This window comes from Psychrobacillus sp. NPDC093200, from assembly GCF_050280345.1.
Taxonomy (GTDB): domain Bacteria; phylum Bacillota; class Bacilli; order Bacillales_A; family Planococcaceae; genus Psychrobacillus; species Psychrobacillus faecigallinarum.
The window spans coordinates 24,788-40,726 of record NZ_JBNNVC010000005.1; the positions used below are offsets into that span (position 1 = coordinate 24,788).

Annotated in this window: 13 protein-coding genes; all 13 read right to left on the reverse strand. The window is 38.1% G+C overall.

Translation table 11 applies throughout. The features are described from left to right. Positions 1–21 precede the first annotated feature (21 nt). Entirely contained in the window at positions 22–651 is a 630-nt protein-coding gene (rplC, locus tag ACQKNZ_RS16945; RefSeq protein WP_144540976.1) for a 50S ribosomal protein L3, read from the reverse strand. 45 nt (positions 652–696) lie between these two features. Further along, the gene (gene rpsJ / locus ACQKNZ_RS16950) at positions 697–1,005 is read right to left on the reverse strand and encodes a 30S ribosomal protein S10 (protein ID WP_042478628.1); all 309 of its coding nucleotides are present in this window, start codon (positions 1,003–1,005) and stop codon (positions 697–699) included. A 395-nt stretch (positions 1,006–1,400) separates the two neighbouring features. Then, positions 1,401–2,717 (reverse strand): Na+/H+ antiporter family protein, encoded by a 1,317-nt coding sequence (locus tag ACQKNZ_RS16955; RefSeq protein WP_427660814.1) that lies wholly within the window; start codon positions 2,715–2,717, stop codon positions 1,401–1,403. 118 nt (positions 2,718–2,835) lie between these two features. Beyond that, positions 2,836–4,824 (reverse strand): FtsX-like permease family protein, encoded by a 1,989-nt coding sequence (locus ACQKNZ_RS16960; RefSeq protein WP_154312070.1) that lies wholly within the window; start codon positions 4,822–4,824, stop codon positions 2,836–2,838. Next, positions 4,814–5,575 (reverse strand): ABC transporter ATP-binding protein, encoded by a 762-nt coding sequence (locus tag ACQKNZ_RS16965; protein WP_144540970.1) that lies wholly within the window; start codon positions 5,573–5,575, stop codon positions 4,814–4,816. Before ACQKNZ_RS16965 ends, ACQKNZ_RS16960 begins: the two co-directional genes overlap by 11 nt. 99 nt (positions 5,576–5,674) lie before the next feature. Then, entirely contained in the window at positions 5,675–6,700 is a 1,026-nt protein-coding gene (locus ACQKNZ_RS16970) for a sensor histidine kinase (RefSeq protein ID WP_427660817.1), read from the reverse strand. Positions 6,701–6,702: 2 nt separating this feature from the next. Continuing rightward, positions 6,703–7,392: a response regulator gene (locus ACQKNZ_RS16975; RefSeq protein ID WP_427660819.1), complete on the reverse strand. Its 690-nt coding sequence runs from the start codon at positions 7,390–7,392 to the stop codon at positions 6,703–6,705. Between the two features lie 92 nt (positions 7,393–7,484). Then, positions 7,485–8,672, reverse strand: coding sequence for an elongation factor Tu (tuf, locus tag ACQKNZ_RS16980; protein ID WP_144540964.1), 1,188 nt, complete (start codon positions 8,670–8,672; stop codon positions 7,485–7,487). Positions 8,673–8,788: 116 nt separating this feature from the next. Beyond that, positions 8,789–10,867, reverse strand: coding sequence for an elongation factor G (gene fusA, locus ACQKNZ_RS16985; RefSeq protein WP_154312067.1), 2,079 nt, complete (start codon positions 10,865–10,867; stop codon positions 8,789–8,791). Between the two features lie 50 nt (positions 10,868–10,917). Beyond that, positions 10,918–11,388: a 30S ribosomal protein S7 gene (gene rpsG / locus ACQKNZ_RS16990; protein WP_144540960.1), complete on the reverse strand. Its 471-nt coding sequence runs from the start codon at positions 11,386–11,388 to the stop codon at positions 10,918–10,920. Positions 11,389–11,429: 41 nt separating this feature from the next. Further along, positions 11,430–11,849 (reverse strand): 30S ribosomal protein S12, encoded by a 420-nt coding sequence (gene rpsL, locus ACQKNZ_RS16995; RefSeq protein WP_144540957.1) that lies wholly within the window; start codon positions 11,847–11,849, stop codon positions 11,430–11,432. A 97-nt stretch (positions 11,850–11,946) separates the two neighbouring features. Further along, the gene (locus ACQKNZ_RS17000) at positions 11,947–12,195 is read right to left on the reverse strand and encodes a ribosomal L7Ae/L30e/S12e/Gadd45 family protein (RefSeq protein WP_151112048.1); all 249 of its coding nucleotides are present in this window, start codon (positions 12,193–12,195) and stop codon (positions 11,947–11,949) included. Positions 12,196–12,324: 129 nt separating this feature from the next. Next, the gene (gene rpoC / locus ACQKNZ_RS17005) at positions 12,325–15,927 is read right to left on the reverse strand and encodes a DNA-directed RNA polymerase subunit beta' (RefSeq protein ID WP_154312066.1); all 3,603 of its coding nucleotides are present in this window, start codon (positions 15,925–15,927) and stop codon (positions 12,325–12,327) included. Positions 15,928–15,939 lie beyond the last annotated feature (12 nt).

Consider the following 15,939-nt stretch of genomic DNA (forward strand, 5'->3'; position numbering starts at 1 on the left):
TTTCCTCCTTTCTTCAGAGAATTATTTCGATTTAATAGCAGCCTTAACAACTACTAATGATTTACGAGAACCAGGAACATTACCTTTTACTAATAATAGGTTACGTTCAGCATCCACTCTTACGATTTGTAAGTTTTGGATTGTTACTGTGTGTCCACCCATTTGACCAGGTAATTTCTTTTGTTTGAATACACGGTTCGGAGCAACTGGCCCCATTGAACCTGGACGACGGTGATAACGAGATCCATGGGCCATTGGTCCACGAGATTGTCCGTGGCGTTTAATAACACCTTGGAAACCTTTACCTTTAGTAATACCTGTTACATCAATTACATCGCCTTCTGCAAAACTTTCTACGTTGACTTCTTGACCAACCTCGTAATTAGCTGTATCCAAGCCGCGGAATTCGCGGATGAAGCGCTTAGGAGCGGTGCTAGCTTTAGCTACGTGTCCTTTAGCAGGTTTGTTAGAAAGCTTTTCGCGCTTATCTTCAAAACCTAACTGAATCGCTTCGTAACCGTCTGTTTCTGCAGTTTTCTTTTGAAGTACTACGTTTGGAGTAGCTTCAATAACTGTTACAGGGATTAAGTCACCGTTCTCAGCAAATACTTGCGTCATACCGATTTTTCTACCTAAGATTCCTTTGGTCATCCGTCACACCTCCTATAATAATTAGTTGTTTTTTATCTTTTACCATTAAAGTTTGATTTCAATATCAACGCCAGATGGTAAATCAAGCTTCATTAACGCATCAACAGTTTGTGGTGTTGGGTTAACGATATCGATAAGACGTTTATGCGTACGCATTTCGAATTGCTCACGAGAATCTTTATACTTATGAACAGCACGAAGAATCGTATACACAGATCTTTCAGTCGGAAGTGGAATCGGACCCGATACACTTGCACCTGAACGTTTAGCAGTTTCTACAATTTTCTCAGCAGATTGATCCAGGATTCTGTGATCATACGCTTTTAAACGAATACGAATTTTTTGTTTTGCCATTATTTTCCCTCCTTTTCGCCTATTTTCTAGACATTCTCCACGAAAATTTTCCGTACACTCGCCATGGCAAAGCGGCCGGGTGTGTCGGTAACCTCTCGTTTCATCGCAGTCAAAGACCAACATTCAACATTATATACAATAAAAAAAGAATATGCAAGTCTTTTTCTTGAATTCTTTTTATATGCTTCAACTATTTATATATTCATTTAAACTATGCGTTTTTTTAGCCGTTTTCTAGTATATAAAATTCTTATTTAAATTACAAATGAAATGAATGGTAGAAATTCCTCCGATAAGAAAAGTGATAGCTCCATTGTCTTCCTCTATAATTATTGTGAAATGTCATCTATTATTATCTTTCCCTATATAAAAAGAGCCCCAGAGGAGCTCTTTCTCTATAGTACATATACTACTGCAATCCAGCCAAAAATTATTAACGGTATATTGTAGCAAATGAATGTCGGTACTACTGTATCCCAAATATGATTATGTTGTCCGTCAACGCTTAAACCAGCTGTTGGTCCAAGTGTGGAATCAGATGCCGGCGAACCCGCATCCCCCAATGCACCTGCAGTCCCTATTAAAGCTATAGTAGCTAAGGGGCTTAATCCTAACTCTAATGCTAAAGGAACAAAGATCGCTGCGATTATTGGAATGGTGGCAAAGGAAGAGCCAATTCCCAAAGTTACGATTAAACCAATTACTAACATAATCAACACAGCCAAGCTGACATTACCCTTTAATAATTCTGCAGATGCCTCTACTAAACTTTCTACATGACCAGTTGAACTGATGACAGCTGCAAATCCGTTTGCTGTGATCATAACAAACCCTACGAATGCCATCATACGCATACCTTCTGTTAATAGCTGGTCAGCTTCCTTCCATTTTAAAGCACCTGTTACATAAAGTATTGTGATTCCAGCTAGAGCCCCTGCTATCATTGAGTCGGTTGCGATTTGTGCATACAATGCCGCAATCAACGAAATAATTGTGAAGAACACGCTGCTTTTTTTAACGTTTAGTTGCAATCCTTCTACTTTAACTTCTTCTAGACGGTATTGTCTTGGCTTTCTATATAAAACAAACGCCATAACAAGCCCTACAACCATTCCTAAGGCTGGTATTGCCATCGCGCGAGGAATATCCTCTAAAGCAACTGTAAGACCAGATAGCTCCATCTGTGTTGCCACAATTTGTTGATAAATCGCCCCGAAACCATATGGTAAGAACATATAAGGGGTAATTAACCCAAATGCCAAAATACATGCAATCAATCTACGGTCTATTTGGAGCATATTTAATACTTTTAAAATAGGTGGAACTAATAATGGAATAAATGCGATATGAATCGGTATTAAGTTCTGAGAGAAAATAGCCATCATCAATAGCAACAAGAATACTAATACCTTAGCTAAACCCGTCTTTTGGGAATCCCCTTCCCTTCTGACAACCTTGAGAATCGCCGCCACTAATAACTCTGGTATGCCTGTCTTCGATATGGCAACCGCAAAGCCTCCTAAGAGCCCATAGCTAAGCGCTATTGTTGCTCCTGCACCTAATCCTCCAGTAAACGCTTCTATCGTTTCTGTGACCGATAAGCCGGCTGTAAGCCCACCTACCAATGCACCTATGATTAATGAAAACACTACATTTATACGAAGTAAACTCAGAATTAACATAACAGCAACTGCTATCAAAACTGCATTCATTTAAAACACTCACTTTCACACACTAGATTGCTAATATGATAGAAGTTTATATTTAATCCATTTAAAAGTCAATAAGAAAAACTCTTTGTTATAAAACAAAGAGTTTTCTGTATACAAACTATAGTGATTCATTGACTACTTTTTTATAGTATCCGACCGTAAGGATAGCAAATACAGAGTAAAGAATAATATAGACTCCCATCGTTATGAGTAAAGGAGCTACTAGTTCTGTACCAAATAACATCCAGCCCGATTTAACAGCAAAATAGCTATGCGCTAAACCAATGATTAAAGGAAATCCAAAGTTGAATAATTGCTTTCGATAGATTCCTCTCATTAGTTCATTTGTTGTAAATCCGATTTTACGAAGAATAGTATAAGATTCTCTTTCTTCATCGGCCTCCGACATTTGTTTGAAGTATAAAATACTACCTGTAGTCACTAGGAAGGCTAATCCAAGAAAACCTGTAATAAATATAACTAGACCAAACATATCTAGCGTAGAAGAGCGATACATTTCCTGCGAGTCAACCTGAAAGTGTTCACTGTAACCTTCACTATTTGTTGCTTCATTATAACCGTCATTCGTAGTAGACTCGTAAATAGACTGTGCTTCTTTTTGATTGGAGGAATCTTTTATATTAATACCTACTTGTTTTTCCCAAATAGTATTTTGACCAATTATACTATCCTTAGCGAGCTGTTCAAACTGCTGATCCGTTACTATAAAAGATACTCCTGCACCCGTAAGTGTATAAACAAGAGGAGACTCTTCCTTGACTTCTTTTATATGTAAAGAGATATCACCTTCAGAAGTCGTTATGCTTACCGGTTTATCACTCTCTATCTTTACAAATTCAGACATCATACTACTATAGCCACTCACATAGCCCTCACCCTCCTCTAAAGAAAGCTGTGGCCATATTTTTTGTGCATCACTAAGTTTCAGCAGTTGATAGAATCCTTTGGTATTCATCTCCATACCAGCTGGAATTCCTGCTTCGTAGAGCTCAGCAGTCTCCACTTCTGCATTCAGTAAATCGATTTCGGTTTGATTATAACTAATTCCCTTGTTATCTAGTTCCTCTAAAAATGCTTCACCATGTTCATTTAACAATATAAAATCAAAAGGAACATTCCGTTCTGCCATAGATCCTGCTGAATAGTAAGAGATATAAGATAAACAAAGTATTGCTAAAGCAGTTGCCGATATAACAGTAATTGTCGTTAAGGACATCGCATTTGCTTTCATTCTGTGCATGATTGGTGTTAATGAAAGAACATCTTCAATTGATAAATGACCTTTTTTTCGCTTTCTTGCTAAGTTCATAAGAAATGCAACTGAAAAACGGAAGACTAAGAATGTACCAAAAATGGTCGAACCTAAGATCGATAGCATTTTAATGAGTAGCATATTTGCGTTCTCCGAATATACCTCAAACAAGGAGGTAGATAAATAGTAACCATATCCAATCATTAATAATCCTAAAAGTCCAAGGAACATTTGGAAACCACTAAATTTCTTTATTTTCTCCTCTGCAATAGCGGTAGAATGGAAAAGCGTAATTAAAGAAACTCTTCTAATAGTAAACGTCGTTTGTATCAGGACTACTATGAGCAACACTAAAAATACTAAAACTGTCATTTGTAAAGCCTCTACTGAAAAGGTAAGGTCTACTAAAACATCCTTTTCCAGCACCTTCAATAAAATCATTGCAAATATCCGAGACGTTAGGAATCCAATGATTACCCCTAAACTAAGAGCACCAATCCAAAGTATAGTGTTTTCCAATGCTAACAATCTTGTTACTAAACTTTTCGACATACCAATAAGCTGATATAAACCTATTTCCTTACTTCTTCTCTTCATAAATAAGCGATTAGCATACAAAACAAAGAAAACAACTACAAATAACAACAAGTAAGAAGCGGCCTTTAAGCCTGCAGTAACTTTAACGCCTACCGATATTTCCACTATGCTTGGATTATATTGAAGCGTGACGAAAGAAAAATAAAGTGTGACACTAAAGATTAAAGCAAAGAAGTATAAGTAGTAATGCTTAATATTCTTTTTCATACTACGGAAAACTAGCTGACTAAGCGTCATAACCATCACCACCAAGCACACCTTGCGTATTCATAATCTCCTGAAAGAACTGTCCGCGATTATTTTCCCCTTTATATAGCTCTGTATATAACTGACCATCCTTTAAAAACAATACACGCGAGCAAAAACTTGCTGCCACCGGATCATGTGTCACCATCATGATAGTAACTTTCTTATCCTTATTAATTTTTTCCATATTAGTAAGTAATGCGCTTGCTGCTTTAGAATCTAGTGCCCCTGTAGGTTCATCCGCAAATACAATGGTTGGATTCCCAATTAAAGCTCTTCCCGCAGAAGTTCTTTGTTTTTGCCCCCCTGATATCTCATTTGGATACTTATGAATAATATCTTCTATTCCTAGAGTCCTTATAATTTCTTGAAAACGATCTTCAGCCTCTTTTTTCGTTACCTTACTAATCGATAAAGGGAGCAGAATATTTTCTTTTACAGTTAGCGTATCCAATAAATTATAATCTTGAAAAATGAAACCTAATTGTTCTCTTCTAAAATTAGATAACTGTTTTTCCTTCATTCTACGCAAGTTATTTCCTGCTATTTCAATAACCCCTTCTGTCGCTTGATCTATAGAAGCTAGTACATTAAGAAGCGTAGTTTTTCCAGAACCGGATGGTCCCATTATTCCTACAAACTCACCTTCTTGAACCTCTAAATCAATTCCCTTTAAAACTTCCTGCGCTGTAGATTTTTTTCCATATACTTTTTTTATTTTACGACCGCTTAATATGATCATGGATTTTCCTCCTATACCTTATTAACCTTATTTTAAAATGTTTTCTTCCTTTAATCGTTCGATTAACATGACGAATAAATAAAGTAGATGACAATTTTGTCACCTACCTAAGATGTTGGACATTTCATTTTTCAAGGGAAATTGAAGTATAAAGGAGGTTCCTTCATTAACCTTAGATTGAACACTAATTTTTATACCTAGTTTGTCTGCAGCATTTTTGGCTAGGTATAGCCCCATTCCTGTTGAGGCATTCGTTTCACGTCCCGTTGTACCTGTGAAGGCCCTGTTAAATATTCGTGGTAAATCTGCTTGTCTAATACCACAACCAAAGTCTTGAATTGTTAGAAGTTGATGACCGACTGAATCTTTATGTAAAAACAATCGAATAATGCTGTTCTCTTCACTGTACTTAACACCATTTGATATTATTTGTCTTAATATAAATGCCAACCACTTTTGATCAGTTAGGACAGTTTTTTGAAGATCATCTATGTCAAAACCAATATTCTTTTGAATACACCATCCCTGCAGTTCTTTTATCTCCTGATAAACTACCTTTTTTAAGTTTACCTGCTCAATAATATAATCCTTTTCCAATGAGGATAGTCTCGTGTGATGCAGCTGCTGATCTAGCAATAGATGAATTCTAAGCCATTCTAATTCTAGCTTTCTTTGCATTTTAGAATCCTCTAAGGAGTCAATCATTAGCTTCATACTTGTTAATGGAGTTTTCACTTCATGAATCCATGAAACAATTTGGTCATCTTCCTCTAAGTGTTTAACCTTTAAATCATTTAGTTCGTCTATTCCTATCCTAAAGCAATCCTCTAATACCTCAGTTACTTTCTTTTCAAAGCTAGAACCGCCTTCTGGAAACACTTCTTGGAGTCGATCAAACCTTGATTCCACTCCAAGGTTCTCTTGTAGACTTTTTATATACTGTGTTTCTTTTCTAAATCGCCATACTAGAAACAATAAAAAAGCAATTGCATTTATCATATTTATATAAAATAAGGAGACATCCTTAAAGGCAACATCAAGAGTTAATATAATGTTCAACCAAACCTGGAGGGTAAGAAAGAATATAATCCACGATATTCTTTCTTTGATAAATGTCAGCAACATGTTTATCCCTCCTTTGAAATGGCCATATAACCTAATCCCTTTTTGGTTTGGATGACATCAGTCAAACCAATCTCTTCTAATTTTAAACGCAGACGATTCACGTTAACGGATAAAGTATTATCATTAACAAATCTCTCGTCATCCCATAATTTTCTCATTAATTCATCGCGCGATACAATCTTGTCTACAGATTGCAATAAAACCCGCAAAATAAATAATTCGTTTTTAGTTAATTCTACCGAGAGGTCGTTCCTTAAGAGAACACCTTTTGAAAAATCTACGGTCGCTCCGTTCCACCTTGTCATTTCATTTTGCTCTTCCCCATAATCATAGGTTCTTCGAAGTATTGCCTGAACCTTCGCAAGTAAAACATCCATATGAAAGGGTTTTTGTACGAAATCATCTGCACCAATTTGCATTGCCATGATCATATCCATTGGATGATCCCGAGAAGATAGAAATATAATCGGTACTTTAGAAACTGCCCTTATTTGCCTACACCAATGAAATCCATCATAAGCCGGAAGCTGAATATCTACTATAACTAACTGTGGAGCTTCTTGTATGAAATCATCCATTACATGCTGAAAAGTTGATGGGCCTGTAACTTCTAATGCCCATTGTTTAAAACGATCCTGTATCATCTCGAATATTGACATGTCATCTTCAATTAAAAATACTTTTACGCTCAATGGAACCACCCCTTTAAAATTAGTTTACCATTTTTAAGCACAAAAAAATCCACCTCGTCGTCACGAGATGGATTTTATAATTTAATTATAGATTACTTAGTGATAGTAGCAACTACACCAGCGCCTACAGTACGTCCACCCTCACGGATAGAGAATTTAGTACCTTCTTCGATAGCGATTGGAGAGATTAGAGATACAGTCATTTCGATGTTATCTCCAGGCATAACCATTTCTACGCCTTCTGGTAAGTTACAAACACCAGTTACATCAGTTGTACGGAAGTAGAACTGAGGACGGTAGTTTGAGAAGAATGGAGTATGACGTCCACCCTCTTCTTTAGAAAGAACATAAACTTCAGCTTTGAAGTCTGTGTGTGGAGTGATTGAACCTGGTTTAGCTAAAACTTGACCACGTTGGATCTCTTCACGAGAAACCCCACGAAGAAGAGCACCGATGTTGTCTCCAGCTTCTGCATAGTCAAGAAGTTTACGGAACATTTCAACTCCAGTTACAGTAGTTGATTTTGCTTCTTCAGTAATACCGATGATGTCTACAACGTCACCGATTTTAACTTGTCCACGCTCAACACGTCCTGTAGCAACTGTACCACGACCAGTGATTGAGAATACATCCTCAACTGGCATCATGAATGGTTTGTCAGTTTGACGTTCTGGTGTTGGGATATAGCTATCTACAGCGTCCATTAATTCAACGATTTTTTCTTCCCATTCTGGCTCTCCTTCAAGAGCTTTAAGAGCAGAACCTTTGATTACTGGAATGTCGTCGCCTGGGAAATCGTATTCAGAAAGAAGGTCACGAACTTCCATTTCAACTAATTCAAGTAATTCTTCGTCGTCTACCATATCACATTTATTCATGAATACAACTAGGTATGGAACACCTACTTGTTTAGATAAAAGAATGTGTTCACGAGTTTGTGGCATTGGGCCATCAGCAGCAGATACTACTAGGATCCCGCCGTCCATTTGAGCTGCACCTGTGATCATGTTTTTAACATAGTCAGCATGTCCTGGGCAGTCTACGTGAGCGTAGTGACGAGTTTCTGTTTCATATTCAACGTGAGAAGTGTTGATTGTGATTCCGCGCTCTTTTTCTTCAGGAGCGTTATCGATGTCAGCGTATGATTTAGCTACTCCACCCATTTTTTTAGAAAGAACTGTAGCGATTGCAGCAGTTAAAGTTGTTTTACCATGGTCAACGTGTCCGATTGTACCAACGTTAGCATGTGTTTTGGAACGGTCAAATTTTTCTTTAGCCATTAGAGAAATCCTCCTCAGTAATTGTTTGTTTTTTTTATGATAAAAGATAGGGACAAGTAGTCCCTATATTTCATACACTACAAGAAAGTTATACTTGAATCAAGATGAAAATTCAATTATTCACCTTTGTGTTTTTTGATAATTTCTTCAGCAATTGATTTTGGAACATCTTCATAGTGATCAAATACCATCGAGAATACTCCACGACCTTGTGTATTTGAACGTAATGATGTTGCATATCCAAACATTTCAGCAAGTGGAACCATTGCACGTACTACCTGTGCGTTACCACGAGCGTCCATACCTTCAACGCGTCCACGACGAGATGTGATATCACCCATGATGTCTCCTAAATATTCTTCAGGAATAACAACTTCTACCTTCATGATTGGTTCAAGAAGTGCTGGGTTTACTTTAGAAACAGCATTTTTCAATGCCATAGATGCTGCGATTTTAAATGCCATCTCATTCGAGTCAACATCATGATATGATCCGTCGAATAATTTAGCTTTAATATCGATTAATGGGAATCCAGCGATTACACCGTTGTCAAGTGAGTCACGAAGACCTGCTTCAACAGCTGGGATATATTCACGTGGTACAACCCCACCAACGATAGCATTTTCAAACTCAAAGCCTTTTCCTTCTTCGTTTGGAGAGAACTCGATCCAAACGTGTCCGAATTGACCACGTCCACCAGATTGGCGAACGAATTTACCTTCAACTTGTGCCGATGAACGGAAAGTTTCACGGTAAGATACTTGTGGAGCACCTACGTTAGCTTCTACTTTGAATTCACGACGCATACGGTCTACTAGAATATCAAGGTGAAGTTCACCCATACCAGCGATGATTACTTGACCAGTTTCTTGGTCAGTATGTACGCGGAATGTTGGATCTTCTTCAGCTAATTTTTGTAGGGCTTGACCCATTTTATCTTGGTCAGCTTTAGTTTTTGGTTCAACAGATAGTGAGATAACTGGCTCTGGGAATTCCATAGATTCTAGAATTACTAGAGATTTTTCATCACATAATGTATCACCAGTTGTTGTATCTTTTAAGCCTACTGCTGCAGCGATATCTCCAGCGTAAACTTGTGAGATCTCTTCACGAGAGTTAGCATGCATTTGTAGGATACGACCTACACGCTCACGCTTACCTTTAGTAGAGTTTTGAACGTATGAACCAGATTGAAGAGTACCAGAATACACGCGGAAGAAAGTTAATTTACCAACGTAAGGGTCAGTCATAACTTTAAACGCTAATGCAGAGAATGGTTCAGAATCGTCAGAGTGACGTTCTACTTCTTCTTCGCTATCAGGATCGATACCTTTCATAGCTGGAATATCAAGTGGTGATGGAAGGTAAGCAACTACTGCATCAAGAACTTTTTGAACACCTTTGTTTTTGAAAGCAGTACCACATACTACTGGATAGAATTCTACGTTAAGGGTACCTTTACGGATACCAGCAACTAATTCTTCAGTTGTAATTTCTTCTCCACCAAGATATTTTTCCATTAAATCTTCATCAAGCTCAGCTACCGCTTCAACTAATTTTTCACGGTATTCTTCAGCTTGTGCTTTATATTCTTCTGGAATTTCAACTTCTTGGATATCAGTACCTAAGTCGTTTCCGTATACAGTAGCTTTCATTGTCACTAGGTCAATGATACCGCTGAATTCATCTTCAGCACCAATTGGTAACTGAATTGGATGAGCGTTAGCTTGTAGACGGTCACGAAGAGTTCCTACAGAATATAAGAAGTCCGCACCTGTTTTATCCATTTTGTTTACAAAAACAATACGTGGTACGCCATAAGTTGTAGCTTGACGCCATACTGTTTCAGTTTGTGGTTCAACACCAGATTGAGCATCTAGTACTGTAACCGCACCATCAAGTACACGAAGTGAACGTTCAACTTCAACTGTGAAGTCTACGTGTCCAGGTGTATCGATAATGTTTACACGGTGATTATCCCAAGCAGCTGTTGTCGCAGCAGAAGTGATAGTGATACCACGTTCTTGCTCTTGCTCCATCCAGTCCATTTGTGAAGCACCCTCATGAGTTTCCCCAATTTTGTGGATTTTACCAGTGTAGTATAGAATACGCTCCGTAGTAGTCGTTTTACCAGCATCGATGTGAGCCATGATACCGATATTACGTGTTTTTTCTAAGGAGAACTCTCTAGCCATATTGTATTTCTCCTTCCAATTTCGGATTAGAGTATGATTGTATTAAAATCTTACCAACGATAGTGAGCAAATGCTTTGTTAGCTTCCGCCATTTTATGCATATCTTCACGTTTCTTAACAGAAGCACCTGTGTTGTTAGATGCATCAAGAATTTCATTAGCTAAACGCTCTTCCATAGTTTTTTCTCCACGAAGACGTGAATAGTTTACTAGGTAGCGAAGACCTAAAGTATAACGACGGTCAGGACGTACTTCAACCGGTACTTGGTAGTTAGCACCACCAACACGACGAGCACGAACTTCAAGAACTGGCATAATGTTGCTTAATGCAGCTTCAAATACTTCTAATGCATCTTTACCAGAACGTTCTTTTACAAGATCAAACGCTCCGTATAGAATTTTTTGAGAAGTACCTCTTTTACCATCAATCATCATTTTATTGATTAAACGAGTTACTAGTTTCGAATTATAAATTGGATCTGGTAACACGTCACGTTTGGAAACAGGACCTTTACGAGGCATGTGTTTTCCTCCTTTCGACGAATGTCAAATTATTAAATAAATTATTTTTTAACTTTAGGGCGTTTTGCACCGTATAATGAACGGCTTTGCATACGACCATTAACTCCAGCTGTATCAAGAGCACCACGTACGATATGGTAACGTACCCCTGGTAAATCTTTTACACGTCCTCCGCGGATAAGTACAACACTATGTTCTTGTAGGTTGTGACCTTCTCCTGGAATATAAGCAGTAACCTCTAACGTATTTGTTAAACGTACACGCGCATATTTACGAAGTGCTGAGTTTGGTTTTTTCGGCGTCATAGTACCAACACGAGTACAAACCCCACGCTTTTGAGGCGAGTTAAGATTTGTAGCTGATTTTTTAAAGCTGTTATAGCCTTTTCCTAATGCTGGAGACTTAGATTTAGTGATGTTGGATTTACGAGGCTTACGGACCAATTGGTTAATTGTAGGCATCGATTATTCCTCCCTTCATTTGTTCTTTTAATACCACACATCCAGGTGGTTCATTTTTTGGGTAAAAACAAAGTCTTTGTGTATTACACAAAAACTGTTACACAGTAATCGCCACAACGGCAGCGCTTAAACGCAAACCACAGGCTCTACCAAGCTCTAATTTAGACTCGACATAGGTTATTGGAACATCATTTTCTTGTGCTATCTGACGTGCTAATTCAATGATTCTCAATTCTACATCCAGTGCAATATATAATTCTTTGACAAGCCCTTTTTTCATTGCTTTTACTGCTTGCTTTGTACCAATGATCGTTTTGTCTGCTTGTTTTACTTTTTCATAAGACATTTACACATCCTCCAAAGCTACAAGTCCGATAACTATCAACCTTAAATATATTATCATTCCTTGAAAAAGGTGTCAAGGCTTAACAATAAAATATTAGGGAGAAATATAAATAGTTCTCCCTAATATAAGTTATTCTGCGTTTACTGTTTCTTTTTCAGCATCGGCTTCGTTTGTAGTTATTTGAATTTGACGGTAACGTTGCATACCAGTACCAGCAGGAACTAGTTTCCCAATAATTACGTTTTCTTTCAATCCAAGTAGCTCATCACGTTTTCCTTTAATCGCTGCATCAGTTAAGACACGAGTCGTTTCTTGGAAGGATGCCGCTGATAAGAATGATTCTGTTTCAAGAGAAGCTTTTGTGATACCAAGGATAACTGGGCGACAAGTTGCAGGGATTTTACCTTGTAAAACTGCTTCTTTATTCGCTTCAGCAAATTGGTGGATATCTAAAAGTGAACCAGGTAGCAAGTCAGTTTCTCCTGCTTCAATTACGCGCACTTTGCGAAGCATTTGGCGAACCATTACTTCGATATGTTTATCCCCAATTTCTACCCCTTGCATACGATAAACTTTTTGTACTTCTTTTAATAAGTACTCTTGAACAGTAGAAACATCTTTTACTTTTAACAATTCTTTAGGGTCTACAGAACCTTCCGTTAATACCTGACCACGTTGAATAACGTCATTTGCTATTACTTTTAGACGTGCATTGTATGGAGCTAGATATTTACGTGTTTCTACATTACCTTGAATTGTAATTTCTTTTTGTCCTTCTCTAATTTCGTCGATTTCAGTAACGGTACCAGAAATCTCAGAAATAACCGCTTGCCCTTTTGGATTACGAGCTTCAAAAATCTCTTGAATACGTGGAAGACCTTGTGTAATATCATCACCGGCAACCCCACCTGTATGGAATGTACGCATTGTTAACTGTGTACCAGGTTCTCCGATAGACTGAGCTGCGATAATACCTACCGCTTCCCCTACTTCTACCGTATCTCCAGTTGCTAAGTTCAAGCCGTAACATTTTTTACATACACCATGTTTTGTATTACAAGTAAATGCTGAGCGGATAGTCAATTGAGTAATTCCAGCTTCTTCGATAAGACGTGCGATATCTTGAGTAATCAAGCCATCTCTTTCTAATATTACTTTTCCTGTTTCCGGATGGAAGATTGTTTTCTTCGTGTGACGTCCAACAATACGTTCGCCAAACTCTTCAATTACTTCCGTACCTTCCATAAGAGAGCCTATTAGTAAGCCACGGTCTGTTCCACAGTCATCTTCACGTACGATTACATCTTGAGCTACGTCAACAAGTCGACGAGTCAGGTAACCTGAATCGGCTGTTTTAAGAGCTGTATCGGCAAGACCTTTACGAGCACCATGTGTTGAGATGAAGTATTCAAGTACTGTTAACCCTTCACGGAACGATGATTTAATCGGAAGTTCGATAATTCGTCCAGCCGGATTGGCCATCAGCCCACGCATACCAGCAAGCTGAGTGAAGTTGGACGCGTTACCACGGGCACCAGAGTCACTCATCATGAAGATTGGGTTCATGTTATCAAGTGATTTCATCAGTTTTTCTTGAATAACTTCTTTCGCTCTACTCCAGTGTCCAATAACGCTTGCATAACGTTCTTCCTCTGTTATTAGACCTCGACGGAATTGTTTCATTACTTTATCTACTTTACCTTGTGCTTCTTCAAGAATTTCACCTTTATCTGGAAGTACGACGATATCAGAGATACCGATTGTAATACCAGCTTTAGTTGAATATTTAAATCCAAGTGATTTCATACGGTCAAGCATTTTAGATGTTTCTGTAATATGGAAACGTTTAAATACTTCTGCGATGATATTTCCAAGGATTTTCTTCTTGAATGGTTGAACAAGATCCGTAGATTCAATATGTTTTTTCACGTCTGTCGTAGTAGAGATGAAATATTTTTCAGGTGTTTCTATTTGTAAATTGTAATCCGTTGGTTCGTTAATATACGGGAACGTTTCAGGAAGTATTTCGTTGAAGATTACTTTACCTACAGTAGTCAACAACAACATCTTGTTTTGTTCTTCCGTAAATGTTGGATTTTTCAATGAAGATGCAGCTATGGCAATACGAGTATGCAAATGTACATGACCTGTATTATATGCAATTAGCACCTCTTCTGGACCGTAGAATGTAGAACCTTCTCCCGTTGCGCCTTTACGCTCAAGTGTTAAGTAATAGTTACCTAGTACCATATCTTGAGATGGCGTAACAACTGGTTTTCCATCTTTCGGGTTCAAAATGTTTTGTGCAGCAAGCATTAGTAGACGTGCTTCCGCTTGAGCTTCTGCTGATAAAGGTACGTGAACAGCCATTTGGTCACCATCAAAGTCAGCGTTATATGCTGTACATACAAGAGGGTGAAGACGAATTGCACGACCTTCTACTAATGTTGGTTCAAACGCTTGGATACCTAAACGGTGAAGAGTAGGTGCGCGGTTTAGTAAAACCGGATGCTCCTTGATTACATCTTCTAATACATCCCAAACTTCTGGATGCATACGTTCAATTTTGCGTTTTGCACTCTTAATGTTATGCGCCAAACCACGTTCAACTAGTTCTTTCATAACAAATGGTTTGAATAATTCAATTGCCATTTCTTTTGGAAGACCACATTGGTACATTTTTAGGTTTGGTCCTACTACGATAACGGAACGACCAGAATAGTCTACACGTTTACCAAGTAAGTTTTGACGGAAACGACCTTGTTTCCCTTTAAGCATATGTGAGAGTGACTTTAATGGACGGTTACCTGGTCCTGTTACTGGACGGCCACGACGACCATTATCAATCAATGCATCAACTGCTTCTTGAAGCATACGTTTTTCGTTTTGAACAATGATGCTAGGAGCACCTAAGTCCAATAGACGTTTTAAACGGTTATTACGGTTGATTACACGACGGTATAAATCATTTAAATCAGATGTAGCAAAGCGTCCGCCGTCTAATTGAACCATTGGACGTAATTCTGGTGGAATAACCGGAAGTACATCTAAGATCATCCAATCAGGCTTGTTGCCAGAGTTACGGAAAGATTCTACTACTTCTAAACGTTTAATCGCGCGTGTACGACGTTGACCTTGTGCTGTTTTTAACTCTTCTTTTAAGTTCTCAGTTTCACTTTCTAGATCTATCTCTTGTAATAGACGCTTAATAGCCTCTGCACCCATAGCAGCTTGGAACTTACTACCAAACTTATCTCGGTATGCACGGTATTCTTTTTCAGAAAGTAATTGTTTCTTTTCAAGAGGTGTATCCGCTGGTTCAATTACAACGTAAGAAGCAAAATAAATTACTTCCTCTAGTGATCTTGGAGACATATCCAAAATCAGCCCCATACGGCTTGGAATACCTTTGAAATACCAAATATGTGATACAGGAGCTGCCAATTCAATGTGACCCATACGCTCACGACGTACTTTCGAACGCGTAACCTCTACTCCACATCGATCACAAACTACGCCTTTATAGCGAACACGTTTGTATTTACCACAATGACATTCCCAGTCTTTTGTAGGACCGAAAATACGCTCACAGAATAACCCATCTTTTTCAGGTTTTAGTGTACGATAGTTAATTGTTTCAGGTTTTTTTACTTCTCCATAAGACCATGAACGGATTTTATCTGGTGAAGCTAAACCAATTTTCATATACTCAAAATTATTAACGTCTATCAAGGAGCCTACCTC